This window comes from Devosia sp. YR412, assembly GCF_900110945.1.
Lineage (GTDB): Bacteria > Pseudomonadota > Alphaproteobacteria > Rhizobiales > Devosiaceae > Devosia.
In genome coordinates, this window is record NZ_FOFL01000002.1 from 600,080 (window position 1) to 625,529 (window position 25,450).

General features: G+C 63.2%; 29 protein-coding genes. 18 read left to right on the forward strand and 11 right to left on the reverse strand.

Annotated features, from left to right (window positions below):
- The first annotated feature begins 19 nt into the window (after nucleotides 1-19).
- From BM045_RS09195 to BM045_RS09220, 7 genes are all read left to right on the forward strand, one after another.
- On the forward strand, nucleotides 20-3,370 hold the full coding sequence (locus BM045_RS09195; RefSeq protein ID WP_092182434.1) for a transglutaminase family protein: 3,351 nt from the start codon (nucleotides 20-22) through the stop codon (nucleotides 3,368-3,370).
- 3 nt (nucleotides 3,371-3,373) lie between these two features.
- The gene (locus tag BM045_RS09200) at nucleotides 3,374-5,782 is read left to right on the forward strand and encodes a circularly permuted type 2 ATP-grasp protein (protein ID WP_092182436.1); all 2,409 of its coding nucleotides are present in this window, start codon (nucleotides 3,374-3,376) and stop codon (nucleotides 5,780-5,782) included.
- 5 nt (nucleotides 5,783-5,787) lie between these two features.
- Nucleotides 5,788-6,666, forward strand: a complete 879-nt coding sequence (locus BM045_RS09205; RefSeq protein ID WP_092183181.1) for a transglutaminase family protein — start codon at nucleotides 5,788-5,790, stop codon at nucleotides 6,664-6,666.
- A 99-nt stretch (nucleotides 6,667-6,765) separates the two neighbouring features.
- Entirely contained in the window at nucleotides 6,766-6,930 is a 165-nt protein-coding gene (locus BM045_RS18895; RefSeq protein WP_170848448.1) for a hypothetical protein, read from the forward strand.
- Between the two features lie 41 nt (nucleotides 6,931-6,971).
- Nucleotides 6,972-7,130 carry a DUF3309 family protein gene (locus tag BM045_RS09210; RefSeq protein ID WP_092182438.1) on the forward strand — a complete coding sequence of 53 codons (159 nt, stop codon included), beginning with the start codon at nucleotides 6,972-6,974 and terminating at the stop codon, nucleotides 7,128-7,130.
- 199 nt (nucleotides 7,131-7,329) lie between these two features.
- Nucleotides 7,330-7,689, forward strand: coding sequence for an ElaB/YgaM/YqjD family protein (locus tag BM045_RS09215; RefSeq protein ID WP_092182439.1), 360 nt, complete (start codon nucleotides 7,330-7,332; stop codon nucleotides 7,687-7,689).
- 5 nt (nucleotides 7,690-7,694) lie between these two features.
- A complete protein-coding gene (locus BM045_RS09220; RefSeq protein ID WP_092182441.1) occupies nucleotides 7,695-8,132 on the forward strand; it encodes a hypothetical protein in 438 nt (145 codons plus the stop codon).
- 23 nt (nucleotides 8,133-8,155) lie between these two features.
- On the opposite strand, the gene BM045_RS09225 is transcribed toward BM045_RS09220, so the two are convergent.
- From BM045_RS09225 to BM045_RS09240, 4 genes are all read right to left on the reverse strand, one after another.
- Complete coding sequence (locus BM045_RS09225) at nucleotides 8,156-9,679, reverse strand: sensor histidine kinase (RefSeq protein WP_139198762.1); 1,524 nt, start codon at nucleotides 9,677-9,679, stop codon at nucleotides 8,156-8,158.
- A gap of 96 nt (nucleotides 9,680-9,775) precedes the next feature.
- The gene (locus tag BM045_RS09230) at nucleotides 9,776-10,690 is read right to left on the reverse strand and encodes a diacylglycerol/lipid kinase family protein (RefSeq protein WP_092182445.1); all 915 of its coding nucleotides are present in this window, start codon (nucleotides 10,688-10,690) and stop codon (nucleotides 9,776-9,778) included.
- Nucleotides 10,691-10,700: 10 nt separating this feature from the next.
- The gene (locus BM045_RS09235) at nucleotides 10,701-12,113 is read right to left on the reverse strand and encodes a sensor histidine kinase (RefSeq protein ID WP_092182447.1); all 1,413 of its coding nucleotides are present in this window, start codon (nucleotides 12,111-12,113) and stop codon (nucleotides 10,701-10,703) included.
- 73 nt (nucleotides 12,114-12,186) lie between these two features.
- The gene (locus BM045_RS09240; RefSeq protein WP_092182449.1) at nucleotides 12,187-12,879 is read right to left on the reverse strand and encodes a Crp/Fnr family transcriptional regulator; all 693 of its coding nucleotides are present in this window, start codon (nucleotides 12,877-12,879) and stop codon (nucleotides 12,187-12,189) included.
- A 194-nt stretch (nucleotides 12,880-13,073) separates the two neighbouring features.
- On the opposite strand from BM045_RS09240, the gene BM045_RS09245 reads away from it, so the two are divergent.
- Nucleotides 13,074-13,436, forward strand: a complete 363-nt coding sequence (locus BM045_RS09245; protein ID WP_092182451.1) for a response regulator — start codon at nucleotides 13,074-13,076, stop codon at nucleotides 13,434-13,436.
- Here BM045_RS09245 and BM045_RS09250 read toward each other — a convergent pair.
- Nucleotides 13,433-13,987, reverse strand: a complete 555-nt coding sequence (locus BM045_RS09250; protein ID WP_092182453.1) for an RNA polymerase sigma factor — start codon at nucleotides 13,985-13,987, stop codon at nucleotides 13,433-13,435. The two genes, BM045_RS09245 and BM045_RS09250, sit on opposite strands and share 4 nt — an antisense overlap.
- 4 nt (nucleotides 13,988-13,991) lie before the next feature.
- On the reverse strand, nucleotides 13,992-14,210 hold the full coding sequence (locus tag BM045_RS09255; RefSeq protein WP_092183183.1) for a NepR family anti-sigma factor: 219 nt from the start codon (nucleotides 14,208-14,210) through the stop codon (nucleotides 13,992-13,994).
- A 164-nt stretch (nucleotides 14,211-14,374) separates the two neighbouring features.
- Between BM045_RS09255 and BM045_RS09260 the strand changes: the two genes are divergently transcribed.
- From BM045_RS09260 to BM045_RS09270, 3 genes are all read left to right on the forward strand, one after another.
- Nucleotides 14,375-15,169 carry a response regulator gene (locus BM045_RS09260; protein WP_092182455.1) on the forward strand — a complete coding sequence of 265 codons (795 nt, stop codon included), beginning with the start codon at nucleotides 14,375-14,377 and terminating at the stop codon, nucleotides 15,167-15,169.
- A 122-nt stretch (nucleotides 15,170-15,291) separates the two neighbouring features.
- The gene (locus BM045_RS09265; protein ID WP_092182456.1) at nucleotides 15,292-15,456 is read left to right on the forward strand and encodes a DUF1328 domain-containing protein; all 165 of its coding nucleotides are present in this window, start codon (nucleotides 15,292-15,294) and stop codon (nucleotides 15,454-15,456) included.
- Nucleotides 15,457-15,578: 122 nt separating this feature from the next.
- Entirely contained in the window at nucleotides 15,579-16,526 is a 948-nt protein-coding gene (locus BM045_RS09270; RefSeq protein WP_170848449.1) for a sensor histidine kinase, read from the forward strand.
- Here the strand turns inward: BM045_RS09270 and BM045_RS09275 are convergent.
- Nucleotides 16,511-17,323: a YdcF family protein gene (locus BM045_RS09275; RefSeq protein ID WP_244522936.1), complete on the reverse strand. Its 813-nt coding sequence runs from the start codon at nucleotides 17,321-17,323 to the stop codon at nucleotides 16,511-16,513. The genes BM045_RS09270 and BM045_RS09275 overlap by 16 nt on opposite strands.
- 176 nt (nucleotides 17,324-17,499) lie before the next feature.
- On the opposite strand from BM045_RS09275, the gene BM045_RS09280 reads away from it, so the two are divergent.
- The 6 genes from BM045_RS09280 (at nucleotide 17,500) to BM045_RS09305 (ending at nucleotide 22,181) form a co-directional block, all read left to right on the forward strand.
- Nucleotides 17,500-18,297, forward strand: a complete 798-nt coding sequence (locus BM045_RS09280; protein WP_092182461.1) for an ABC transporter ATP-binding protein — start codon at nucleotides 17,500-17,502, stop codon at nucleotides 18,295-18,297.
- A 57-nt stretch (nucleotides 18,298-18,354) separates the two neighbouring features.
- Nucleotides 18,355-19,107 (forward strand): transporter substrate-binding domain-containing protein, encoded by a 753-nt coding sequence (locus tag BM045_RS09285; protein WP_092182463.1) that lies wholly within the window; start codon nucleotides 18,355-18,357, stop codon nucleotides 19,105-19,107.
- A gap of 77 nt (nucleotides 19,108-19,184) precedes the next feature.
- Nucleotides 19,185-19,994: an ABC transporter permease subunit gene (locus BM045_RS09290; RefSeq protein ID WP_092182466.1), complete on the forward strand. Its 810-nt coding sequence runs from the start codon at nucleotides 19,185-19,187 to the stop codon at nucleotides 19,992-19,994.
- Entirely contained in the window at nucleotides 19,994-20,728 is a 735-nt protein-coding gene (locus BM045_RS09295; protein ID WP_092182468.1) for an ABC transporter permease, read from the forward strand. Before BM045_RS09290 ends, BM045_RS09295 begins: the two co-directional genes overlap by 1 nt.
- A gap of 13 nt (nucleotides 20,729-20,741) precedes the next feature.
- Complete coding sequence (locus BM045_RS09300) at nucleotides 20,742-21,029, forward strand: MTH1187 family thiamine-binding protein (RefSeq protein ID WP_092182470.1); 288 nt, start codon at nucleotides 20,742-20,744, stop codon at nucleotides 21,027-21,029.
- A 9-nt stretch (nucleotides 21,030-21,038) separates the two neighbouring features.
- Nucleotides 21,039-22,181 carry a succinylglutamate desuccinylase/aspartoacylase family protein gene (locus BM045_RS09305; protein WP_092182472.1) on the forward strand — a complete coding sequence of 381 codons (1,143 nt, stop codon included), beginning with the start codon at nucleotides 21,039-21,041 and terminating at the stop codon, nucleotides 22,179-22,181.
- Nucleotides 22,182-22,184: 3 nt separating this feature from the next.
- On the opposite strand, the gene uxuA is transcribed toward BM045_RS09305, so the two are convergent.
- The 3 genes from uxuA to BM045_RS09320 are packed head-to-tail and all read right to left on the reverse strand — an operon-like array spanning nucleotide 22,185 to nucleotide 24,420.
- On the reverse strand, nucleotides 22,185-23,402 hold the full coding sequence (gene uxuA / locus BM045_RS09310; protein ID WP_092182473.1) for a mannonate dehydratase: 1,218 nt from the start codon (nucleotides 23,400-23,402) through the stop codon (nucleotides 22,185-22,187).
- A gap of 59 nt (nucleotides 23,403-23,461) precedes the next feature.
- The gene (locus tag BM045_RS09315; protein ID WP_092182475.1) at nucleotides 23,462-23,809 is read right to left on the reverse strand and encodes a DUF4326 domain-containing protein; all 348 of its coding nucleotides are present in this window, start codon (nucleotides 23,807-23,809) and stop codon (nucleotides 23,462-23,464) included.
- Complete coding sequence (locus BM045_RS09320; RefSeq protein WP_092182477.1) at nucleotides 23,806-24,420, reverse strand: trimeric intracellular cation channel family protein; 615 nt, start codon at nucleotides 24,418-24,420, stop codon at nucleotides 23,806-23,808. Before BM045_RS09320 ends, BM045_RS09315 begins: the two co-directional genes overlap by 4 nt.
- 74 nt (nucleotides 24,421-24,494) lie before the next feature.
- Between BM045_RS09320 and BM045_RS09325 the strand changes: the two genes are divergently transcribed.
- A complete protein-coding gene (locus BM045_RS09325; RefSeq protein ID WP_092182479.1) occupies nucleotides 24,495-25,115 on the forward strand; it encodes a hypothetical protein in 621 nt (206 codons plus the stop codon).
- Here BM045_RS09325 and BM045_RS09330 read toward each other — a convergent pair.
- Complete coding sequence (locus tag BM045_RS09330; protein ID WP_092183185.1) at nucleotides 25,112-25,447, reverse strand: cupin domain-containing protein; 336 nt, start codon at nucleotides 25,445-25,447, stop codon at nucleotides 25,112-25,114. The two genes, BM045_RS09325 and BM045_RS09330, sit on opposite strands and share 4 nt — an antisense overlap.
- Nucleotides 25,448-25,450: the final 3 nt, after the last annotated feature.

A 25,450-nucleotide genomic window follows, 5' to 3' on the forward strand; every position in this document is an offset into this window, starting at 1 on the left:
AAGCGAGCGACAACAACGCATGTCGATCAAAGCCGCCGTCTATCATCTGACGCATTACAAGTATGACCGACCGGTCGTCCTCCAGCCCCAGATCATCCGGCTGCAACCGGCGCCACAGTCCAAGACCAAGGTGCTGAGCTATTCGCTCAAGGTCTCGCCGTCGCTGCACTTCGTCAATGTGCAGCAGGACCCCTATGGTAATTTCCTGACGCGCTTCGTCTTTCCCGAGCCGGTCACCGAGCTCAAGATCGAAGTCGACCTCGTCGCCGACATGACGGTCTATAATCCCTTCGACTTCTTCGTCGAAGAGGTGGCCGAGACCTTTCCCTTCCAATATCCCGAAGAACTGCGCGACGACCTCTCCATCTATATGAAGCCCGAGCCGGTTGGCCCGCTGCTGCAGCAATTCCTCGACGGCATCGACAAACGGCCGATGAATACGGTCAATTTCGTCACCGGCCTCAACGCTTCCATACAGCAGCACATCGCCTATATCGTGCGCATGGAAACCGGCGTCTGGACGCCCGAGGAAACCCTCGGCAATGCGCGCGGCTCCTGCCGTGACTCGAGCTGGCTTTTGGTGCAAACGCTGCGCAACCTCGGCTTTGCCGCGCGCTTTGTCTCCGGCTACCTGATCCAGCTCAAGCCGGACCTGGTCTCGCTCGACGGCCCCGCCGGCACCGACCATGATTTCACCGATCTGCACGCCTGGTGCGAAGTTTATCTGCCCGGCGCCGGCTGGGTCGGCCTTGATCCAACATCGGGCCTGCTCACCGGCGAAAGCCACGTGCCGCTGGCCGCCACGCCGCATTTCCGCAACGCCGCCCCGATCTCGGGCTTTGCCTCCTATGCCGAGGTCGATTTCGCCTTCGACATGCGCGTCACCCGCGTCGCCGAACACCCGCGCATCACCAAGCCCTTTTCTGACGCCAGCTGGGACGAACTCAACGCCCTCGGCAAGCAGGTCGATAAGGTACTGGTCGAAAACGACGTCCGCCTCACCATGGGTGGCGAGCCGACCTTCGTCTCGGTGGACGATTTTGAAGCCGACGAATGGAACACCGGTGCCGTTGGCCCGACCAAGCGAACCCTGGCCGATGACCTGATCCGCCGCCTGCGCGAGCGTTTCGCCCCCGATGGCATGCTGCACTATGGTCAGGGCAAATGGTATCCCGGCGAGAGCCTGCCGCGCTGGACCTTTTCGCTCTATTGGCGCCTCGACGGCAAGCCGGTGTGGAGCGACGAGAAGCTGATCGCCCGCGAGGGTGTGAAGACTACGGCCACCCATGAGGATGCCCGCAAATTCCTTGCCGCCTTCTCACGGAATCTGGGGCTGACTGGCGACACCATCGCCGAGGCCTATGAAGACCCTGGCGAATGGCTGCTCAAGGAGGCCAACCTCCCGGCCAATGTCGATCCTGCCAATTCCGAACTGGCCGATCCTGAGGCCCGCTCGCGTATCGCGAAGGTCTTCGAACGCGGCCTGACCAATCCCACCGGCTATGTGCTGCCGGTGCAGCGCTGGAACGCGGCTGCGTCGAGCCCCTGGCTGACCGAGACCTGGAAGACCCGCCGTGGCAAGCTGTTCCTGGCGCCCGGCGACAGCCCGGCCGGCTATCGCCTGCCGCTGTCTTCGCTCAAGCATTTGAAGGCCACCGAATATCCCCATGTCGTGGCGCAGGACCCCGGCGCACCGCGTGGTCCGCTGCCCGATCCGGTGGAAGTCCTCGCCCGCCAGAAGACCGGCCTTGAAGCCGATCCGCGCGCCCAGGCCACCACGGATTTCACCGCCGCCAGCGAACAGCAGGACCGCACCGAACAGGTGATCAGCGAGATCGAGGGCCAGGTCCGCACCGCCGTCACCGCCGAAATCCGCGACCACCGGCTCTGCGTCTTCCTCCCCCCTGTGGAGAAGCTGGAAGACTATCTCGAACTCGTCGCTGCCACCGAAGCAGCGGCCAAGGAGATCGGCCAGCCGGTGCATCTGGAAGGCTATTCGCCGCCGCATGATCCGCGCCTGAATGTGATCCGCGTGGCGCCTGATCCGGGCGTCATCGAGGTCAATATCCATCCGGCCTCGAGCTGGGACGATTGCGTCGCCACAACTTCGGCGATCTACGAAGAGGCACGGTTGAGCCGCCTCGGCGCCGACAAGTTCATGATCGACGGCCGTCATACCGGCACCGGCGGCGGTAATCACGTCGTGGTCGGCGGCGCCACCCCGCATGATAGCCCCTTCCTGCGCCGGCCGGACCTGCTGAAATCCCTGGTCCTCCATTGGCAGCGCCATCCGGCGATGAGCTATCTGTTCTCGGGCCTGTTCATCGGTCCGACCAGCCAGGCGCCGCGCTTCGACGAGGCGCGTCACGACAGTCTCTACGAACTCGAAATCGCCATGGCGCAGGTGCCCCATCCCGCCTCGGGCGAGCCGGTGCCGCTGCCCTGGCTGGTCGATCGGCTGTTCCGCAACCTTCTCGTCGACGTCACCGGCAACACCCATCGCTCGGAAATTTGCATCGACAAGCTGTTCTCGCCCGATGGCCCGACGGGCCGGTTGGGCCTCGTCGAATTCCGCGGCTTTGAAATGCCACCCAATGCGCGCATGTCGCTGGCCCAGCAGGTGCTCATTCGCGCGCTGATCGCCCGCTACTGGACCGACCCGGCCGATGGCAGCTTCGCCCGCTGGGGCACCACTTTGCATGATCGCTTCATGCTGCCGCATTATGTCTGGCAGGATTTCCTCGACGTCTTGGCCGATCTCGAGCGCCACGGCTTCAAGCTGGATCCGGCCTGGTTCGCCGCCCAGCTCGAATTCCGCTTCCCCTTCTGCGGCGAGGTCGAATACGAGGGCGTCAAACTCGAACTGCGCCAGGCGCTGGAGCCCTGGAACGTCATGGGCGAGCAGGGCGCCATCGGGGGCACCGTGCGTTTCGTGGACTCGTCCGTCGAACGCCTGCAGGTCAAGCTGGAAGGCATCAACCCCGACCGCTATGCCGTCACCTGCAACCAGCGCCCCGTACCGCTGCGCAAGACCGATACCGCCGGCACCGCCGTCGCGGGCGTGCGCTACAAAGCTTGGCAGCCGGCCTCGGGCCTGCATCCGACGCTACCGGTCAACACGCCTTTGGTGTTTGACATCTACGATCGCTGGACCCAGCGACCGGTCGGCGGCTGCGTCTATCACGTCGCTCACCCCGGCGGGCGCAACTACGAGACCTTCCCGGTCAATGGCAATGAGGCCGAAGCCCGTCGTCTGGCGCGCTTCGTGCCGCAGAACTACACCGCTGGCGGTTACATGTTACGCGAGGAAAAGCCTGCGGACGAATTCCCGCTGACGCTTGACCTGCGACGGCCGCCACGATTTTGGTAGCGCATGGAAATGCGGAATCAGAAGCGCGGAAAGCCACCCGCCGGCCCCAGCATCATTGCTGACTACCGGCTGCAGCCCGGCATACCCGACGAGATGATCGACCCGGACGGCAATATCCGTCCGGGCTGGTCCCAGCTCATGGCCGAATTCGACAAGCTCGGCCCGGTGGAACTGGCGGCCCGCTTCGAACGCGCCGATCAATATCTGCGCGATGCCGGCGTGTTCTATCGCAAATATGATGGCGCCGAAGGTCGCGAGCGCGACTGGCCGCTGGCCCATGTGCCGCTGCTGATCGACGAGACGGACTGGGCCCATATCAGCGCCGGCCTGATCCAGCGCGCCGAACTGCTCGAGACCGTCATCGCCGATGTCTATGGCGATAATCGCCTGGTGCAGCAGGGCCTGCTGCCGCCCGAACTGGTGGCGCAGAACGGCGAATTCCTCCGCCCGCTGGTCGGCGTCAAACCCGTCAGCGGCCATTACCTGCATTTCTGCGCCTTCGAACTCGGCCGCGGCCCCGATGGTGCCTGGTGGGTGCTGGGCGATCGCGCCCAGGCCCCGTCCGGCGCCGGTTTTGCGCTGGAAAACCGCGTCGCCACGACGCGCGCGCTATCCGACATCTATGCCGACATGAACGTGCAGCGCCTCGCCGGCTTCTTTCGCGATTTCCGCGACAAGCTCTTCGATGACGCCAAGCGCGATGGCGGCCGCGTCGGTATTCTGACGCCGGGCCAGCTCAACGAAACCTATTTCGAACACGCCTATATTGCCCGCTATCTCGGCCTGATGCTGCTCGAGGGCGAGGACCTGATCGTCGAGGACGGTCAGGTCATGGTGCGAACCGTGGCCGGTCCCAAGCCGGTGAGCGTCTTGTGGCGGCGCATGGATGCCAGCTTCGTCGATCCGCTCGAATTGCGCTACGACAGCCGCATCGGCACCCCGGGCATGGTGGAAGCCCTGCGCCATGGCTCGATCTCGATGATCAATGCGCTGGGCACCGGGCTCCTCGAAACCCGCGCGCTGGCTGCCTTCATGCCGCGCCTGGCGCAGAAGCTGCTCGGCAAGGACCTGCTGCTGCCCGAAATCGCCACCTGGTGGTGCGGCCAGCCCGGTGAGCAACAGCATGTGCTCGACAATTTCGACAACCTGCTGATTGGCCCCGCCTTCGCCACCACGCTCCCCTTTGACGACCTGCGCGGCACCGCGCTCGGCTCGTCGATTCCAGCCGACCAGAAGGAAGCGCTGCTGGCTCGCATTCGCGCCAATGGCGCCGATTATGTCGGCCAGGAACAGGTGCAGCTCTCGACCGCCCCGGTCTATGTGGATGGCAAGCTGCAGCCACGCCCGATAACCCTCCGTGTCTTTGCGGCGCGGACCAAGGACGGCTGGACCATCATGCCCGGCGGCTTCGCCCGCGTTGGTTCGAACCTTGATACCTCGGCCATTGCCATGCAGCGCGGTGGCCAGGCGGCCGACGTCTGGGTGATGTCGTCCAAGCCGGTCGAACAGATCTCGCTGCTGCCGCAGGACGGCCAGAAGCTGGTGCGCAATTCGCCCGGCAGCCTGCCCAGCCGTGCTGCCGACAATCTGATTTGGCTCGGCCGCTATGCCGAACGCTGCGAAGCCACGGTCCGCATCCTGCGCGCTTACAATGCGCGTCTGGCCGAACTCAGCAAATCCGACTTGCCGATCCTCACCCATTGCGCCGCGTTCCTCGACAGCATCGATGTCGATGCGGACGAGGCCATGCCGCAGGGCCTGCTCGCCTCGATCGACAGCGCCGTGCACAGCGCCGGCCAGATCCGCGACCGCTTCTCGCCGGACGGCTGGCTGGCGCTCAACGACCTGCAGAAAACCGCGCAGCGTTTCGCCAGCCGGGTCAAGCCGGGCGATGACGCCACCCGCGCCATGACCGTCATCCTGCGCAAGCTGGCCGGCTTTTCCGGCCTCGTGCATGAAAACATGTATCGCTTCGCCGGCTGGCGTTTCCTCGAACTCGGCCGCCGCCTCGAACGCGCCATCCAGATCGCCCGCGTAGCGAGCCACCTGACCGCTGCCGATGCACCTGATGGATCGCTGGAGCTGTTCCTCGAGATTGGCGACAGCGTCATGTCGCATCGCCGCCGCTATTCGGTCAGCGCCGGCACGCAAAGCGCCGTCGACCTCCTGGTGCTCGACCCGCTCAATCCGCGCTCGGTGCAGTTCCAGATCACCGAATTACGCACCCAGATTGAAATGTTGCCCGGCGGTATCGACGACGGGATCATGTCGCCAGTCGCCAAGGCCGCGCTGCAGATCGAAACCGAGCTTCGGATTGCCGTCGCAGCCGACATGACGCCTGACCGCCTCGACAAGCTGGCCGCCGATATCGGCCTGCTGGCCGGCCTCGTGGCCGCGGCCTATTTCGTGTGACCACCATGCTCTATGACGTCCGCCTGGCGCTGAAATATGAATACGACGCCACCGTCTATGGCGGCCGCCACCTGATCCGCGTCGCGCCGATCTCGGTGCCCGGCGTGCAGCGCGTCGTCGCCTCGGGGCTATCCTTTGAGCCCCGCCCGCAGCGGGAGAGCACATTCACCGACTTCTTCGGCAATTCGGTCACCGAGCTGACCTATGCGACGCCGCATGACCATCTCGACATCAGGCTCACCGCCCGCGTCCAGGTCGAAGACCTCAATCCCCCCGCCGATCTGTCGCCATCGCGCGATGCCCTGCGCCAGGAGATTTCGCGTTACTGGTCGGTCGAGCCCGACAGCCCGCATCATTTCCTCGCCGCCTCGCCGCGCGTACCGCTGGTGCCGGCCATCACGCGATATGTAGAAGAGGTCACGGCAGACACGCCCTCGGTCATGGCCGCCGCCACCACGCTCTGCATGGCGATCCATCGCGACTTTGCCTATGATCCCAAAGCCACCGACGTCGAGACCAAGCCGGCCGAAGCTTTCGCTTTGCGCAAGGGCGTCTGCCAGGACTTCGCCCATGTGATGATTGCCGGCCTGCGCGGCGTGGGCATTCCGGCCGGCTATGTCTCGGGCTTCCTGCGCACCACGCCACCGCCCGGCAAGCCGCGGCTCGAAGGCGCTGACGCCATGCATGCCTGGGTCCGCGTCTGGTGCGGCCAGCACGTCGGCTGGGTCGAATTCGATCCGACCAATGCGATGATCGCCGGTGCCGACCACATCTCCATCGGCCACGGCCGCGATTATGCCGATATCTCGCCCATCGTCGGCGTGCTCAAGACGCATGGCTCGCACGAGACCACGCAATCGGTCGACGTCATCCGCGTCGAATAGATCGCTCAAACTGATTCAATCTGCCCGCGGGAACCAATAATGGCCGGGCCCCGTTACTTGGCCACGCGCAATAATTGCGCTGGACGAGCGGAGATTGTCATGACGCACATGGAAATCAAGGCGCTGGAAAATGCAGCCCGCCACACCATGGTGTGGACCGAAGGTTATGATGGCGAAACCCATTATGCCGGCGTGTTGAAGGCTCTGGCCCCTGCCCTGTTGATCCTGACCATCGCCGCTGGCCTGCTCGTCGCTATCCTTTAGCGACCTCCAAAGCGTCACAATAATAACAACGGAGAGCTACCATGGGTTTGGGTACAATTCTCATCATTCTGCTTATTCTGCTGTTGGTCGGCGCATTGCCCAGCTGGGGCTATTCGCGCGGCTTCGGCTACGGTCCCTCCGGTATTCTGGGTGTCGTCCTGGTTGTCGTGCTCATCCTCGTGTTGATGGGACGCATCTAGCCACCCGGTCAAACCAAACAGGCGCAGCCAGTTTCTGGTTCTCTGATTATGAGAAGCGCCCGCGGGTCGAAAGTCGCCCCCCTTTCGCCCGCCCCTTGCCACCCCAATGTGCCTCGCGCGCATTGGGGTGTCTTCTTTTGTACCGAGGGAACCGCTTGGTTTTCCGGGCGTTTGATGTGCACAACAACAGGAGCGTCACATGGCCACCACTTCCGATCTCGCCCCCGACCGCAAACCCGCTGCCGCCCGCGCCAGCCGTGCCAGCGCCAAGGTGCGCGAAGCGCAGCTCGAAGATCAGGTCGCGCAGCTGCAGAATGACCTCAAGGCCATCGCCGCCACGCTGACCCGCCTGAGCAATGACAAGGTCAACGAGGCCAAGGCTGTCGCCAAGAGCGAAGTGCATCACCTGCAGCGCCAGGCCGAGCATGTCGTCGAAGACGTGCAGGAAAAGGCCAGCGACATCGAACAGCAGCTCAAGGCGACCATCCGGGAAAAGCCGCTGACGGCGGTCGCCAGCGCAATCGGCATCGGCTTCGTCCTCGCGCTCCTGTCGCGTTAAGCGCCATGAACCTTCTGGTTCCCCTCGCAGCCCTGCTCGGCATCGAGTTCGACTCGATCACCGAGCGGGTCCGCAATGCCGTCATCCTCAATGCGGTAATGGCGCTGTTTGGCCTGCTCGGGCTGGTCTTCCTGCTCGTTGCCGGCTTTTTAGCCGTCGCCGAGCAATTGGGCGGCATCTATGCCGCGCTGATTTTCGGCGGTGGCTTCCTGCTACTGACGCTGGCTGTCTATCTGGGCAGCCTGATCGGCAAGGGACGGCGCCGGCATGAAGTGGCCGAAAAGCGCCGCTCCAGCGAGACCAGCGCCTTCGTGACGACGGCGGCCATCACCGCCCTGCCGGTGTTGCTGAAGTCGCCACTGGTTTTGAAATTGGGCCTGCCGGCTGCGGCGATTGCCGCATTCCTGCTGACGCGCGGCGGCAGCGACACCACTGACGAATAAGAAAAGGCCGCCGAAAGGCGGCCTTAAATCTGTTCGGTGGGCAGCGGCATCCAGATTTTTGCCGTGACGCCATCCGGCGCGAAATCCAGCTTCACTTCGCTGTCAAGCACCTTGGCGAGGCTGCGCTCGATCAGCCGTGTGCCCAGGCCAATTTCGTCCGGCTTACTGACCTCGGGGCCACCCTCTTCGCGCCAGGTCAGCGCCAACCCCCGCACGGGCGCCGTCTGGATGCGCCAGTCGATATTGACCACCCCCTGCTGACCCGACCAGGCGCCATAGCGATGCGCATTGGTGGTGAGCTCATGCAGGATCAGTCCCAGACCAACGGCATGATCGGCCGGCAGCATGACATCATCGCCATGCACTTCGGCCCGATCCGGCTGAGTGCGGAATTTTGGGCCAAGCTGCGAAGCGATCACTTCGAACAGTTGCACGCCGGTCCAGTCGCGATCGGCCAGCAGCACATGGGCATCGGAAATCGTCCGCAGGCGCCCGGAAAAGGCCTCGATGAAATCTTTCGGATCGGGGTTCTGCCGAATGGTCTGGCGCGCCACCGACTGGATCATCGCCAGGGTATTCTTGACCCGGTGATTGAGTTCACGCAGCAGCAGCCTCGTGTGCTCTGCGGTCTGCTTGCTCTCGGAAATATCGATACTGGCGCCCATCATCACCAGCGGCTTGCCATCGGCATCGCGCTGATAGACCCGGCCGCGCATGGTCAGCCAGCGGCCGGTATTGGCCGCCCGAGCCTCGGTGCTGAAATCGACACCGTCGCTGAAGCTGGCATCGATGCCGGCCTGCACCAGAGCGCGATCGGCTTCGTGGGTTGCGGCAAGAACGTCGCCAATATGGATGATCGCGGATTCGGGCAGGTCGTACATGCGGCGGAACATGTCATTGCAGGTGACTTCACCCGTCCGCACATCCCAGACCCAGCTGCCGACCTTGCCAGCTTCGAGCGTCAGCGCATGGCGCCACTCCTCGCGCATCAGCGCAGCGGCCGTCCGCGCGCGGACACGGGCTTCGTTCTTGAGTTCAAACAGGGTCGAGGCGAGACCGGCGAGGTCAACCAGTTGCACCTCAAGACCGGGGTCAAGCGACGCACGGGGCTTGGTGTCGATGACGCAGACCGATCCGAGCTTCTGGCCACCCACAACAATGGCAGCGCCGGCGTAGAAGCGGATGCCTGGCCAGCCGGTGACCAGCGGGTTCTCGGCAAAGCGCGGATCCTTGGTCGCATCGAGCACGACCAGAGTGTCCTCGTCACTCGGCAGGGCGATGGTGCGCGCACAAAAAGCAGACTCGGTGGATGTTTCGGTCAGGCCCTCAATGCCAAAGCAGGCGCGAAACCATTGCCGGTCCTTGTCGACCAGCGTGACCAGCGCAACTTCCGAACCAAAGATATGCGCAGCGACGCGGCTAAGCCGTTCGAAATCGGCGTCGGGCGCCGAATCCATCACATCGAGGGCTGCCAGTGCGTCCAGCCGCGCCGGATCATCCACAACCTTCCGAACATCTTCCGGAAGGGGAGGGTTTGAATCGTTCACTTGTCGTCCTGACGCTATGCTGGGCTTCCAGCCAGCACACCAAAGTACCGGCTAATCACGCCTAACGTTGCAATCCCCGTTCGGTTCCAAAGATTCTTACGGCTCTGGCGTTTCTGCAGTTTTGGGCAGCACGAGCTTCAACGCGCCGGGATGAACCTTGAGCGTCACCGAGCGATCAAGGTTGATCAATTCGCCATCGATCACCGCCTGCGCGCCACGCTTGCGCACCGGGAAATGTAGCGTAACTTCCTCCACTTCCTTCTCGGAAACCATCGGGCTATCGCGCCAGGTGCCGAGGAACACATCCACCGCCAGCTTGAACAGCGCCATGGTGGTGAGCGGCGCAGCGATATAGACGCCGAGAATACCCGAATGCGGGCCATCGGCATAAATCTGCCGGTCGCCCAGCGGGTTGTTGGAAATCGCAATGCCCGAGACACGCCGCTTCTCGACGCCCTTGCTGGTATGCAGCTCGGCCTCGAACTGCGGCGGGTTCATCGCCGCCGCACCGATGGCGCGCAGGCTGGCCAGCATCTTGCCCACCCGGCTGCTGTACGTCATGTTTTCGCGGATCCGCACCAGCCGCGCATGAATGCCGACGCTGAACTGGTGCACGAAAGTGCGGTCATTGGCCGTGGCGATATCCACCGCCACCACCGCACCATCGGCTATCGCCTCCAGTGCCTCCGGCAGGCCGAGCGGCATTTTGAGGGCACGGGCAAAGAGGTTCATGGTCCCCGCTGGCAACACGCCAAGCGGCCGCCCGGTTTCAAAGGCAATGCCGGCTGCCGCCGAAATCGTCCCGTCGCCACCGCCGGCCAAAACCGCATCGACGCCATCCGCGCTTGCTGCCTTGCGCAGGGCCGTCTCCACATCGCTGCCATCGACAATCCGACACTCCAGCGCATGGCCGTGCCGCTCGAAGACTTCCTGCGCCGTGCGGCAGAAGGCATCGAGGTCCATGGTGCGCAAGGTGCCGCCATCGCGGTTCAAGACGGCAATGAAACGCAAGCGAGCCTCCCTAGCCTGTCGATCGCGTCAGGCCCGGCATGGGCACGCTGACGCTGAGCCCGCCTTCGGGACGCCGCTCATATTGCGGTATGCCGCCAAACTGGTTGGCCAGCTGGCTAACGATCACCGAGCCCAGCCCGCCCTCGCCCGGCGTAACGCCGTCCGGCAGGCCAACCCCGTCATCCACTACCTTGAGCACCGGCACGCCGGCGTCACCGGGCTCAAGCGACACATGGATCGAGCCGGGCCGCCCTTCGGGAAAGGCATGCTTGAGCGCATTGGTCACCAGTTCCCCGACCAGGATGCCAATGGTCGTCGCATCGCGCGCGCCGACATGGATCGGGTGGAACTGCCCGAGCAATTCGACACTCTTGGTACCATCGGCCGTGAGCGCGATATCTTCCAGCACGGCGCCGAGAAATTCATCGGCGCTGGTGGTTTCAAAGTCATCGCCCAGCCGCAGCCGGCGATGCGCCGAAGCAATGGCATGCACGCGCGACCGCGCCGCTTCCAGCGCATTGCGCACCTCATCGGACTGGCTGCGGAGCACCTGCAGGCCGAGCAGCGAGGACACCGTCGCCAAGGAATTGCCGATCCGGTGGTTGGCATCCTGCAGCAGGGATTCGACCCGCTGCCGCTCCTGCTCGGCATGGGTCCGCGCCTCTTCCAGCGCCTGCGTGCGGTCGGCGACATGGGCTTCCAGCACTTCGTTTTCGCTATGCAGCCGCTCCCGGCTGCGGGCCAGTTCGCTCACCTGCTTCTGCGCCCGCAGGAACAGCGCATAGGCGAGGATCACCGCGCCAGCCAAGGCCGTGATGATCGCTCCGACCAGCCAGCGCCGGTAGTGGTCAATCTGCCGGTTGCGATCAAGCAGCTTGGTATTTTCTTCCTCGATGAAGCGCTCCAGCGACTCCTGCAGGCTGCCCATCAGGCGTTCGCCCACGCCGGTCTCGATCAGCCGCCGCGCATCGCCGGGGCGCTCTTCCTGCACCAGCGTCACCATGCGGTCCATTTCCGCCGATTTGACCACGATCTCGCCGGCAATATCGCGCACACGCACCGCTTGTTGCGGATCGTCCTTGGTGAGGCCGGTCAGGGCCAGCAGCCGGTTGCCGATCGACGATGAGGCCTGGTGGTAGGAATCGAGATAGCTGTCGTCGCGCGTCAGCAGATAGCCGCGCTGCGCACTTTCGGCGCCGCTGAGCGCATTGGTCAGCTCGCGCGCCTGGTTACGCACTTCATAGGTATGGCTTATATCGGTGATCTGCCGGTTGATGCCCTGCACCAGCCCCAGCGCCGAGATCGCGGCGAGGAGAACCAGGCCCAGGGACACCAGCACGGCGATATTGTGCAGAACCTGCCGATCTGGCCGGGCCGCGCTGCGCCGGCTGCTGATCCCATCCGCCATACTGATCGCCGTCATCGGCCGGCTGCTCCCGGCGTGTCACGCTCCGGCATGCCGCAAGGCGATGGCATATTTAGGGCCGGATTGGGGTTCATATCAGCGGTCGCTTCCGCTCCTGTGGGCCTTCCCACTCGGCCACCTGCATCAACCCTTCGATATCCAGCACCTCGCAGGAACGGTCGAGCCAGCGGATCAGCTTGCGATCGGCCAGCTTGCGCAGCGTCTTGTTGGTGTGAACGATCGACAGGCCCAAGGTATCGGCCACATGCATCTGGGTAATCGGCAAATAGAGCGTGCCGGTTCCGCTCAAGCCAACCGAAGCTGCACGCTGGTACAGAAAGGCAATGAGATAGGCTGCGCGTTCTACGGCATTGCGGCGGCCGAGGCTGAGCAAATGGTCATCGAGCATGCGCTCTTCCTGGGCCGCCAGCCAGGTGATGTCGAAGGCCAGCCCCGGATGATTGCCGAACAGCTCCGGCAGCCGGTTGCGCTGGAAAACACAGAGCACCAGCGGCGACAGCGCCTCCACCGAATGCTGCATCTCGCCGATCACCGAGCCCTGCAGGCCGACCAGATCGCCGGGAAGCATGTAGTTGAGGATCTGACGACGTCCATCCGGCAGCGTCTTGTAGCGGAAGGCCCAGCCTGACAGCAGCGTATAGAGATGCGCGCTATGGCTGCCCTCGGTCAGAATCGTCGCGCCGGTCTCGGCACTCAGTTCGCCCGTCTTGAACGACGAGACGAAGGACAGTTCCTGGTTTTCGAAGGCGCGGAAGCTGGGCATGGCGCGCAGCGGACATTGCTCACACGGCACCCGCCGTCCGGAACTGGGTAGGACAAGACTCAAGGTTCACCATCTGACGCTGGAGGAAGGCAAAACCGCAACGCCGTTACCGGTCTGCCGTTCCCGCACATGTCAAACTTAAATGACAGCTGGCGCAATTGGTCCCAAGAGAGGGCTTAACGCGCGGAAACACCATGCTCAACGGACGCACTGCCCTCATCGTCGAGGAAGAGTTCCTGATCGCCCTCGATATCCAGCGCATGCTGGAAGCACTGGGTGTCGGGCAGACGCTGTTCGCCCGCAATGTCGCCGAGGCCCGCCAATTGCGTCATCACTGGCCCGACGTCGCGCTGGCTGTCGTCGAACTGCGCCGCGGCGATTCCGAAGATCAGCCGCTGCATGATGACCTTGCGGGGGCGGGCATACCCATAGTGATTACAACGGGAGATTTCGCCCTGTCGCGCAAACTGGCGAGCAAAGCGCCGGTGATCGTCAAGCCGATCCCGGAAGAAGCCTTGGCGAGCGCCGTTGCACAAGCGCTCGCCGCTCGCTCCTAGAAGCTGTGGTTGGACGTGGTCACCTGGGCCGAGACGGCATCGGGACCATAATCGGCTTCGCCGGTGATCTTGAGAATATCCTGTAGGCGCGTGCGCGCCCGGCTCACGCGGCTCTTCATCGTGCCAACGGCGCAATCGCAGATCGCTGCGGCTTCTTCATAGGAAAAGCCCGAGGCGCCGATCAAAATGACCGCTTCGCGCTGGTCGTCCGGCAGCTGGGACAGGGCCTTCTTGAAGTCCTGCATATCCATCGAGCCATACTGGGCCGGATGCACCGACAGGCGCTCGGTGAAGGCACCATCGCTGTCCTGCACTTCACGGCCGCGCTTGCGCATCTGGCTGTAGAATTCATTGCGCAGAATAGTGAAGAGCCAGGCCTTGATATTGGTGCCCATCTCGAAGCTGGTCTGCTTGGCCCAGGCCTTCATGACGGTGTCCTGCACCAGATCATCGGCCTTGTCGTGCTTGCCGGTCAGAGACACGGCAAAAGCGCGCAGGCTGGGCAGGGTCGCGAGCATTTCGCGCTTGAATGACGTCGGTTCGGCGGTCATGCCGTTACTCTCCGTCACGAGGAGCATTTTTCGCTTTCTGCGCCTGCTCGGCGCTGTCCAGCTTTTCGAGCAGGTCGAGCAACTGGTCCGGTACGCCTTCCTCCTGTACGGCCCCGTAAAGCGCGCGCAAACGATTGCCGATGTCCGTATTTGGACCCAGCCCATCTTCTGCCCGCCCCGCCTGCGTCCGCATACGTTGCTGGGTCACCAATTTGTCCTTCATCATGCAGTATTGACCGTCTGGAATTTTATGAGATTGCCCACATTCGGGGTGAAAATGCACGTAGCTGAAAAAAGTTCCTGTGTGACCGGAACTTTGTTTGCGCTGCCGCCGTTTCCGGGTTTCGTGCTATCACGAGCCTCAAGCGTCACTGGGAGTTCAGATTAATGACTTTGTCCACGCGGATTGCTCCGCACCTGCCGTATTTGCGGCGGTTTTCGCGCGCCGTCACGGGGTCGCAGACATCTGGCGATGCCTATGTAGCCGCCACGTTGGAAGCCCTCATCGCGGACATTTCACTGTTCCCCGAAGCCTCCAACGATCGCATCGCGCTCTACAAGCTGTTTTCCGCCCTGTTCTCTTCGTCGGCCGTCAAGGTTCCAGAGCCAACTTCATCCTTTGCCTGGGAAAAGCGCGCGGCGAATAACCTCGCCAATCTCGCGCCGCGCCCGCGCCAGGCTTTCCTGCTGGTTGCCGTCGAAGGCTTCACCCATCCGCAGGCTGCTGAAATCCTCTCCGTCGCCGATAGCGAATTCGCTTCGCTGCTCGATGAAGCCTCGGTGGAAATTTCGCGCCAGGTGGCGACCGAGATCATGATCATCGAGGATGAACCGCTGATCGCCATGGATATCGAGCAGCTTGTCGAAAGCCTCGGCCACAAGGTGGTGAGCGTTGCCCGCACCCACAAGGAAGCGGTCAATCTGTTCAACCAGACCCATCCGCGCATGATCCTGGCCGATATCCAGCTCGCTGACGGCAGCTCAGGCATCGACGCGGTCAACGATATCCTCAATACGCATTCCGTGCCGGTGATCTTCATCACCGCCTTCCCGGAACGCCTGCTCACCGGCGAACGCCCCGAGCCGACTTTCCTGGTCACCAAGCCGTTCAATCCGGACATGGTCAAGGCGCTGATCAGCCAGGCGCTGTTCTTCGACGAAGGCTCGCGCGCCGCGGCCTGAGACGGCTCCAAAGCATCAGCCAATACCAACAAGGCCGGGTTTTCCCGGCCTTTTTTCATGGTCATCAGGAACCGCCACCCTCCCCGCCCGTTGCCTCTGCACGATTATGCAAGGAGAGTGACATGCTCTACTACGCTCTGGTCTTCCTCGTCATTGCCCTGATCGCAGGCGTGCTTGGATTTGGCGGCATCGCCGGCGCATCGGCTGGTATCGCCCAAATCCTGTTCTTCCTGTTCCTGGCCTTCCTGGTCATCTCGCTTCTTGTCGGCTTGTTTCGACGCGCGTGACCGCAGTTTTGTCCATGCCGGATAGAACCAGGGCTTCGCCACAGGCGGAGCCATTATTTTTCCAGCCTGGCGAACAATAACGAGTACCCATTATGCCGCCCCTTGTGCCAGACGACCATTCAGTGACAAGGCTGCGCGCCCTGTCAGCCGGGCTGCGCCAGCGGGGCATCTCCGTATTACACCAGTTGCCCGATCGTAGTTTCGACCTCGCCGAAAACCTTCCCGACATCTGGCCCGTACACGACATTCTTGGCATCACCGAAGCCGACGCCTTCCCTCCGCATATCGCCACCAGCTATCGCCAGGCCTTCGACGATACGCACCGCAATGGCCAAGACCAAAGCTTCGAGTTCGAACTCGGCGACGGCCTGCGCCGCCAGGTGTTCGAAGCCCGCCTGCAGCCCGACGAGACGGGCGTGCTCAGCATCATTGCCGATGTGACCGAAGCGCGCTCGCGCGACAATGCCGTGTCCGCCCTGCTGCGCGAAGTCAGCCACCGCTCCAAGAACCTCCTCGCCATCGTGCAATCGGTGGCCATGCAGACGGCCAATCACAGCACGACGATCCAGGACTTTCTCGACAAGTTCCGCGGCCGTCTGCATGCTCTGTCCAGCACGCAGGATCTTGTCACCGAGAGCAATTGGCGCGGCACTTATCTGCAGTCGCTGATCACCGCGCAGCTCACACGCGTCGGCTCCAGCCACCTCGCCCATGTCCGCATCACTGGCGAGAACCCGCTGCTCGGACCCAATGCCTCTCTGCATATCGGCCTCGCCATCCACGAGCTTGGTGCCAATGCCGTTTTGCATGGCGCTCTGGCCGAGGATCGCCCGGGCCAGGTCTGGGTCGATGCCCAGATCGTCGCCCATCCGGGCCAGCCCGCCGACCTGGTGATCGAATGGCAGGAAGCGGGTATCGAGGTCGGCGACGCCCAGCAGCAGCCGCGCTTCGGCACCCTGGTCCTCGAGCGCATTGTGCCCCTGTCCGTCGGCGGCAGCGCCCAGTTCCATGTCGAAGCCGACAGCGTGCGCTACCGCCTCGTCGTGCCTGCCGATCAGTTCGAGGTCTGAGCCGGCAGCACAGAGTCGATCCGTCCTGACCAGTGATAGACCAGGAGGCCGATCCATTCCTTGATGGCGATGCTGGCTATGCTGAGGCTGTTGACCGGATTGGCGAAGTCCAGCCCGAACCCCTCCTGCCCTGAACTGCGGTAATCCGTCGGCCAGGCGACGACATCGAGCCCGACACGCCGGAATAGTCCCATCGAGCGCGGCATGTGAAAGGCCGACGTCACCAGCAGCGCCGTGCCATTGGCGTCACCCAGCATAGCCGCGGTCAGCTCGGCATTCTCGTCGGTATTGCGGGACTCTGCCTCAAGCACCAGCCGCTCGGGCGCAATCCCCATCGCCAGGAAAAACCGCTCGGCCGTTTCAGCCTCTGGCTCACCCTGATCGAGAATGCCGGCACCGCCCGAATAGACGATCCGCGCCTCTGGATAGAGTCGCGCCAGGGCGACCGCATCACTCAGCCGGTCACCCGCATCATTGAGCTCAGCGACGCCCCGCGCCGTACTGACGCGCGCCAGCGTCGATCCGCCCAGCACGATGATCGTGCTGACGCTCTCGGGCATGGTACCCGGACGGACAAAGCGGTCCTCCAGCGGCTGGATGATCAGTGCTCCAAAGGTGGTGAAACCACACAACACGATCACCAGCAAGGCAAGCACATTGACACTGATCGCCAGACGTCGCCGGCCCCAGAACAGCAGTGCGACACCGAGGACGAGCAGCAAGACCACCATGCTCAACGGCTGGGCGACCACCCAGAAAATCTTCGCCACCACGTAGAACATCTGTCCTCCCACCATGCCGTGCCTCCTAGCACGACGCGTCACATCCTGTGCGACATAACCCAAATGAGTTATTTCCGCTTGCTATCTGTCCCCGTTTTGCTTTTCTAGAAAGCGGTCAAGGCTGCCAGCCTCAAAAAAAGGCAGCTAACCTGTCAGGAAGACGTCCGCCCTTCGCGGGCTCAAAGGTGAATATGGCGCAAGCTGCCGCCGCTGCTGCGGAAAAGTGGCCTGTCGTGGCGATCCGCGACTTGCACAAGTCGTTTGGCGAGCTCGAAGTGCTCAAGGGCATCAGCTTCTCGGCGCGCGAGGGCGAAGTCGTCTCGCTGATCGGCTCGTCCGGTTCGGGCAAGTCCACCCTGCTGCGCTGCATCAACATGCTCGAAGTGCCCGATAGCGGCACCGTCGCCATCGACGGCGAAGAAATCATCCTGCGCGGCGCCAAGCCGCACCGCCAGATCGGCGATGAACACCAGATCCGCCGCATCCGCTCGGAACTCGGCATGGTGTTTCAGAGCTTCAATCTCTGGGCGCATCTGACCATCCTCGAAAACGTCATGGAAGCCCCGCTCATCGTGCAGCGCCGCCCGCGCGGCGAGGTGCATGAGGAAGCGCTGGCCATGCTGGCCAAGGTGGGCATCCGCGAAAAGGCCAACAGCTATCCCAACCAGCTGTCTGGCGGCCAGCAGCAGCGTGCCGCCATCGCCCGCGCGCTCTGTATCAACCCGCGCGTCATGCTGTTTGACGAACCCACCTCGGCGCTTGATCCCGAGCTCGAAGTGGAAGTTCTCCGCGTCATCAAGGTTCTGGCCGACGAAGGCCGCACCATGGTGCTGGTCACCCATGACATGGAATTTGCCCGCTCGGTCAGCGACAGGGTGATCTTCCTGCATCAGGGGCTGATCGAGGAAGAGGGCACGCCAGACCAGGTGTTCGGCGCCACCAAATCCACTCGCCTCAAGCAATTCCTCAACGCTGCCCATCACCAGTAGCGTTGCCGACGAGCCCGGCTGGTCCGGGGATAACAAGAACAACCAATGGAGAAACCGATGAAGAAGCTCATCCTTACCGCGGCCGCGCTACTGGCCCTCGGGTCCGCCACCCAGGCCCAGGAAACCGTGCGCATCGCCACCGAAGGCGCCTATGCCCCCTGGAACTTCCTCAATGATGCCGGCGCCCCTGCCGGCTATGAAATCGACCTTGGCAATGCCATCTGCGAAAAGGCCGGCTTGACCTGCGAATTCGTCATCAATGACTGGGACTCCATCATCCCCAACCTGCTGGCCGGCAACTACGACCTGATCATGGCCGGCATGTCGATCACCGACGAACGTCGCGAAACCATCGACTTCAGCCAGAACTATTTCCCGCCCGATCCGTCGCTGTTCGTTGCAGCCGCCGGCGCCGGCGTTGATCCGCAGGCGCTTGAAGGCAAGCGCGTCGGCGTCCAGGGCGGCACCATCCAGGCCGCCTATGCCGAAGCTAACCTCGCTGGCGCCAATACCATCGTCGCCTTCACCACCGCCGACCAGGCCATGGCCGACCTTGCCGCCGGCAATCTCGACACCATCCTGGCCGATGGCGCCTATCTCGAGCCCGTCGTTGCCGCCTCGAGCGGTGCGCTGGAATTCGTGGGTGAAGACGTGCTGATCGGTGACGGCGTCGGCGCCGGCATCCGCAAGGACGAGACCGAGCTCAAGACCAAGTTCGACGACGCCCTGACCGCGCTCAAGGCCGACGGCACCGTCGACAAGCTGATCGCGCAGTGGTTCGAAGGCCGCGGCCCCTACTTCGCCGAATAATCGCATTCCGCCGGGGTGGGCCGCCCACCCCGGCACTTTGAAAGCCCATCCATGCCAATGTCTTCGGAAGCCAGTTCATGAGCGACAATATCGCCTTCTGGCTGAGCTATCTGACCAATGGCAAGCACCTGACCTGGTATGCGAGCTTCCAGTTCACCATTTTTGCCGCAGTCTTCGGCGGCACGCTGGCCGTAGTCTTCGGACTGATCGGCGCGACCTTCAAGAATTCCCGTTTCCTGCCGCTGCGCGTCATTGGCTCGATCTATTCCTCGATCGTCCGCGGCGTGCCGGACGTGCTGTTCTTTCTGTTCTTCCCGCTGGCTTTCGAGCAGGGCGTCGAATGGCTGGTCGCCAGCCAGGTCTGTTCCCCTGAAATGCTCGCAGCGCAATCGGCCGCCTGGCCGCCGTGCAAGGAGGCCAACTGGCTGCTCGGCACGCCCGAATATCTGGTGCTGGCCTCGGTCTCGCTGGGCCTGGTCTATGGCGCCTTCGCCACCAATGTCATCCATGGCGCGCTGCGATCGGTGCCCAAGGGGCAGCTTGAGGCCGCCCGCGCCTATGGCATGAGCGCCAGCCAGGTGCTGTGGCGCGTGCATATCCGCCAGATGTGGGTCTATGCCCTGCCCGGCCTCTCTAATGTCTGGATGCTGATCATCAAGGCGACCTCGCTGCTGTCGCTGCTGCAAATCGCCGATATCGTGCTCTGGGCCGACCGGCTCGGCGCGCCCAATTTCCTGCCCGCCGTGGGTCTCGTGCATGACGACTGGCGCTGGCGCTACTATCTGGTCCTCTTCGTCTTCTACATCCTCGTCACCTGGCTCTCCGAAAAGGGTTTTGACGCCATCATGAAGCGCGCCGGCCGCGGCATTCTGAGCGAGGCCCGCTGATGGACCGCTTTCTCACCGAACTGGGCCTCTTCGCCCCCGCCGTGGTGTTCAACCTCTATTTCGCCATTGCCTCCATTCCGCTCGGTTTCATCCTCGCCGTCTGTCTGGCGCTGGGCAAAGCCTCGGACAATGTGCTGATCAACCGCCTCAGCCGCGGCTATATCTACGCCTTCCGCGGCTCGCCGCTGTTCATCCAGTTTTTCATGATCTATTCGCTGGCGCTGTCCTTCAACGTCGGCGTGTGGAAGCCGATGGGCATATCCTGGTGGGTGCTGCATCCGCTGTTCATCGGCCCGCTGGTGCTGACACTCAACACCGGCGCCTATACCGCCGAGATCTTCTATGGCGCCCTGCGCGCCGTGCCGCGCGGCGAAATCGAGGCGGCGCGCGCCTATGGCATGAGCCGCAGCCAGCAGTTCCGCCAGGTGATCTGGCCCAACCTGATCCGCCTCGCTTGGCCCGCCTATACCAATGAAGTGGTCTTCCTGTTCCACGCCACGGCCATCGTCTATTTTGCCCTGCCGGTCATCGGCCAGCAGAAAGACCTGATGATCACCGCCAAGGAATTGTTCGAACGCGACTACAATGCCTTCCTGCATTTCTCGGTCGCGGCGCTCTACTTCCTGGCCGTATCGCTGGTGGTGTTCTTCCTGTTCGGGCTGGTCTATCGCCGCCTGATGCGGCATATGCCGGCCGGACCGCGCATGCGCTACGCGCCGAGCTGGTGGCGCTAAGGACTTTTCTGCCATGAAGATCATTGCCGACCTCTGCATCGTCCCGATGGGCGTAGGCCCATCCGTTTCGCGTTACATCCGCGAGGTGCGCGACATCATCGAGGCCTCAGGCCTCAGCCACACCATGCACGCCAATGGCACCAATATCGAAGGCGAAATGGCTGCAGTGACCGCCACCGTCGAAGCCTGCTGCGCCAAGCTGCATGACCTAGGCGTCGAGCGGATTTTCTGCACGATGAGCTTTTCGACGCGGAACGACAAAAACCAGACCATGGCGGACAAGCTCGCCAGCCTCGCCTGAGGAGATATCATGACCTTCCAGCTGCATCACACCGCCCTCTCCGGCGACACGCCCGGCACGTCCACCAATCTCTATTGGTACACGGCGGGGCCGGAAGACGCGGCGACCCGTGTGCATCTGCAGGCGGCGCTGCATGCCGACGAACAGCCCGGCACCATGGCGCTGCACCACCTGCTGCCGCGCCTGCGCGATACCGATGCCGCCGGCCAGCTCACAGCGCATTTCACCATCTACCCCTCGGTCAATCCGCTCGGCCTCGCCAATTTCTCGCTGCGCCATCACATCGGCCGCTACGACATCGAGACCGGCGTCAATTACAACCGCCGCTGGCCCGACCTTTACCCGCAGGTCGCCGATGCAATCGCCGGCAAGCTGACCCAGGATGGCTCGGAGAACATCGCCGTGATCCGCACGGCCGTGCTCGACTGGATCGACAGCCAGCAGCCGCGCACCGCCATCCAGCAGCTACGCCTGCATGTGCTGCGCTCGGCGGCTCGATCCGACATCGTGCTCGACCTCCATTGCGACGACGACAGCCTCAAACACATCTTCACCTCGCCCGAGCTGATGCCCGGCTTGCAGGATCTCGCCGACTGGATGAGCCTGGCCGCAACCCTCACCGCTGAGGACAGCGGCGGCGGCTCCTTCGATGAAGTCCTGCCCACGCTCTATCGCAAAGCACGCCTGGCCAATTCCGGCCACCCGATCCCCAATGGCGCCGAAACGGCGACGCTGGAATATCGCGGCCGCGCCGACAGTTTCGATCATATCGGCCAGGAAGACGCCGCCGGCCTGTTCGGATTTTTTGCCGGTCGTGGGTTGATTGAGGCTGACGCCGGAGCCAGGCCGGCCCCAGCACCCGGTCCCACGCCTTTCGAAGCCACCGAAGTGCTGCGCGCCGATGCGCCGGGCCTGCTCGCCTACCGCGTCGAGCTCGGCGAGCGCGTCACGAAGGGCCAGCCCATCGCCGACCTGATCGCCATGGACGGCCCCGAAGCCTTCCTCGCGCGCCGGCCGATCCTGGCCGGCACCGACGGCTTCGTGCTGTCGCGCGTCATGGGCAAATATGTCTCGAAGGGCTCGAGCATTGCCAAGATCGTGGGCACCGAGGTGCTGCCAACCCGCGCCGGAGCCTATTTGCTGGAGGACTGACGCTTAACGCGTCAGCCCATACACTCCATGCTCCAGCGCCGTCATCACGCCGCGTAGTTCGGCTAGGCCCTTCATCCGGCCGATGGTCGGATAGCCCGGTTGCGAGCGGCGGCCGAGGTCATCGAGAATGTCCTGGCCATGATCGGGGCGCATCGGGATCGTGTGATCTTTGCGGCCCGCAGCCTTGCGCCGGCTTTCCTCGCGCACCACGGCAGCAATCACCGCCACCATGTCGGTATCGCCCGCCAGATGTTCGGCCTCGTAGAATGAGCCGACAATGTCATCGGTGTCGCGCTTGACGTTGCGCAGGTGCAGGAAATGCACCTTCTCGGCAAAGCGCTCCAGCATGCCCGGCAGATCATTATCCGGGCGCGCGCCCAATGAACCGGTGCAAAAGGTCATCCCACTGGCCGGGCTATCGACGCTGTCGAGGATGTAGCGATAGTCTTCCTCGGTCGACATGACGCGCGGCAGGCCCAGCAGCGCAAACGGCGGATCATCCGGGTGGCAGCAGAGCCGAAGCCCGAGGTCTTCGGCCGTCGGCACCACGGCATCGAGGAAATCGACGAAATTGGCCCGCAGCCGGTCGCGGCTGATATTGCCGTACTCGGCCAGATGCGCCCGCACATCGTCCAGCGTCATCGACTCCGTCGAGCCGGGCAGGCCCATGGTGACATTGCGCGCCAACTGCTTTTTGCCGTCATCATCCAGCGCCGAAAAACGGTTGGCGGCCTCATCGGCAATGGCATTGGTGTAATCCGCCGCAGCGCCCTGGCGCTCGAGGATATGGATGTCGAAGGCCGCGAAATCATTGATATCGAAGCGCATGCAGGAGCCGCCATTGGGCACGTTCCAGCGCAGATCGGTGCGCGTCCAGTCCAGCACCGGCATGAAATTGTAGCAGATCACTTCCAAGCCGCTGTCGGCGAGGTGCTTCAGCGAAATCTTGTAATTCTCGATATGGGCGTGCCAGTCGCCCTTCTGCTTCTTGATATCTTCCGAAACCGGCAGGCTTTCCACCACATCCCAGGTCAAACCGGACGGAGTGCCGTCCTTGCGCGTGGCGATCTCTTGATGGCGCCTGGCGATCTCTTCGGGCGACCAAACGACGCCATTGGGCACATGGTGCAAAGCGCTGACCACGCCGGCCGCACCGACCTGGGTGATGTCATCAATGCTGCACAGGTCTTTGGGTCCGAACCACCGCCAGGTCTGTCGCAAGGCAAAACTCCCATTCTTGTATGGAAGTCATTGCCACAGGCGGACGAGCACGAAAAGCCCTATTCGTTGGCCAGCGGCAGCAGATTGTCGACGTGGCAGGGCGTCCCCTCGCGGCACCAGCAGGCGAGGTTCTTGCCGCCGAGGGCCGAGCGGATGCTCGCGCGATCCGGCGCCGGTTTTGGCCCATCGATCTCTCCACGCAGCCAGCGTCCATGCCGCGCCACCGCCTCGGCCTGCGCCGCGTCGCGATCGATCCCCAGCTCGGCCGCCACCGCATCGATGGTGAAGGGATTGCCCCACAGCCCCGGCCGCGCCACCGACTGCGCCGGCAGACCATTGAGCGCCATGGATACCGCCTGCAGGTCGAAGCCAGCCCGGCGCGACAGGACGATGCGCGCCGGCTTCATCGCAGGTCCTTGTCATAGACGAACTTGGGCATTTCCCACTTGTTGAGGATGGCAAAGACGCGCAGCGGGAAGCCGACGGCGATAGCGACGAGGATCACCAGGTCGTGCTGGATATTGGCGGCGAGGCCGAAATAATAGATCGCCCCGGTGACGATCGAGACCGTGGCGTAAAGCTCGCCGCGGAACACCAGCGGCACGTCATTGCACAGCACATCGCGCAGGATGCCGCCGAAGATGCCAGTGACCATGCCGGCCACCAGGACGATAACCGGATGCACGCCGGCCTCCATGCCGATCTCGCAGCCGATGATGGTGAAGACCACCAGGCCCAGCCCGTCGAGCAGCAGGAAGGGCCAGCGCAGCCGGTCGACAAACCGCGCAATGCCAATGGTCACCAGCGCCGCGCCGCAGACCAGCAGCAGGATATAGGGGTTTTCGACCCAGTAGAGCGGATAGTGGTCGAGAAACAGGTCGCGGATCGTGCCGCCACCCAGGGCGGTGACACAAGCCAGAAGGCACACCCCGAACCAGTCCATGTTGCGTCGCCCGGCCGCCAGCGCCGCCGTCATCGCCTCGGCGGTGATGGCGATATAGAAAATGACCTCGAGCATGAACCGTCCTGCAAAAACCGGGTTGTCGGGGTGACGTTACCTGATGAGATTGCTGCGTCCAGCCGGAGACCGCCATGCGCCAACCTAAATCCGTCAAATCGCTGGAAGATCTCGGCCGCGTTCAGCTCAGCGAGAACTTCTTCCTGCGCGATTTTCTCTATTCCGAGATCGCGGTGGTCCATGGCTTCCAGAACATCCCCGACGATCCCGACCTCGCCATCACCGCTGGCAAAGCGCTCTGCGAAAACCTGCTCGAACCGCTACAGGCGCGCTTCGGCAAGATCTCCATTCGCTCGGCCTATCGCTCCTCCGAGGTCAACCATTTCGGCAATGTGAACAAGCTCAACTGCGGCCGCAACGAGACCAATTTCGCCGGCCATATCTGGGACCGCCGCGACGCGGAGGGCCACATGGGCGCCACCGCCTGCGTCGTGGTCAACCGCTTCGTGCCCTATTACGAGCGCACCAGCGATTGGGAGGCCATGGCCTGGTGGGTGCATGACCACCTGCCCTATTCGGACATGGAGTTCTTTCCCAAGCTGGCAGCGTTCAACCTGCAGTGGCGGGAGGCGCCGGTTCGCGCCATCTACAGCTTCATCCCGCCGCGGCGGGGTCGCCTCACCGAACCTGGAAAGCCCAACTGGGCGGGCCGGCACGATGAGGCCTATGCGCAAATGCTGGCAGAGATCGGCTAGACGAAGTCCTGCCGCATCGGCGTGAACACGTCCACCAGCCGCCCACGCGTCAGCGCGACGACGCCGTGCTCTAGCCCGCTCGGCACGATGAAGCTGCCGCCCTGTTCCACCACCTGCGTATGCCCATCGATGGTCACCTCGAACCGCCCTTCGGCGACATAGCTGACCTGGATATGCGGATGGCTGTGCAGCGCCCCAACGGCACCCTGCTCGAAGCCGAACTCCACCTGCATCAATTCCGGCGTGTGGATCAGCACCCGCCGCGTATTGCCCGGCGCCAGTTCCACCCATTCGCTTTCATGCGGCTGTGCAAACAGCTTTTGCTTTGTCATCTG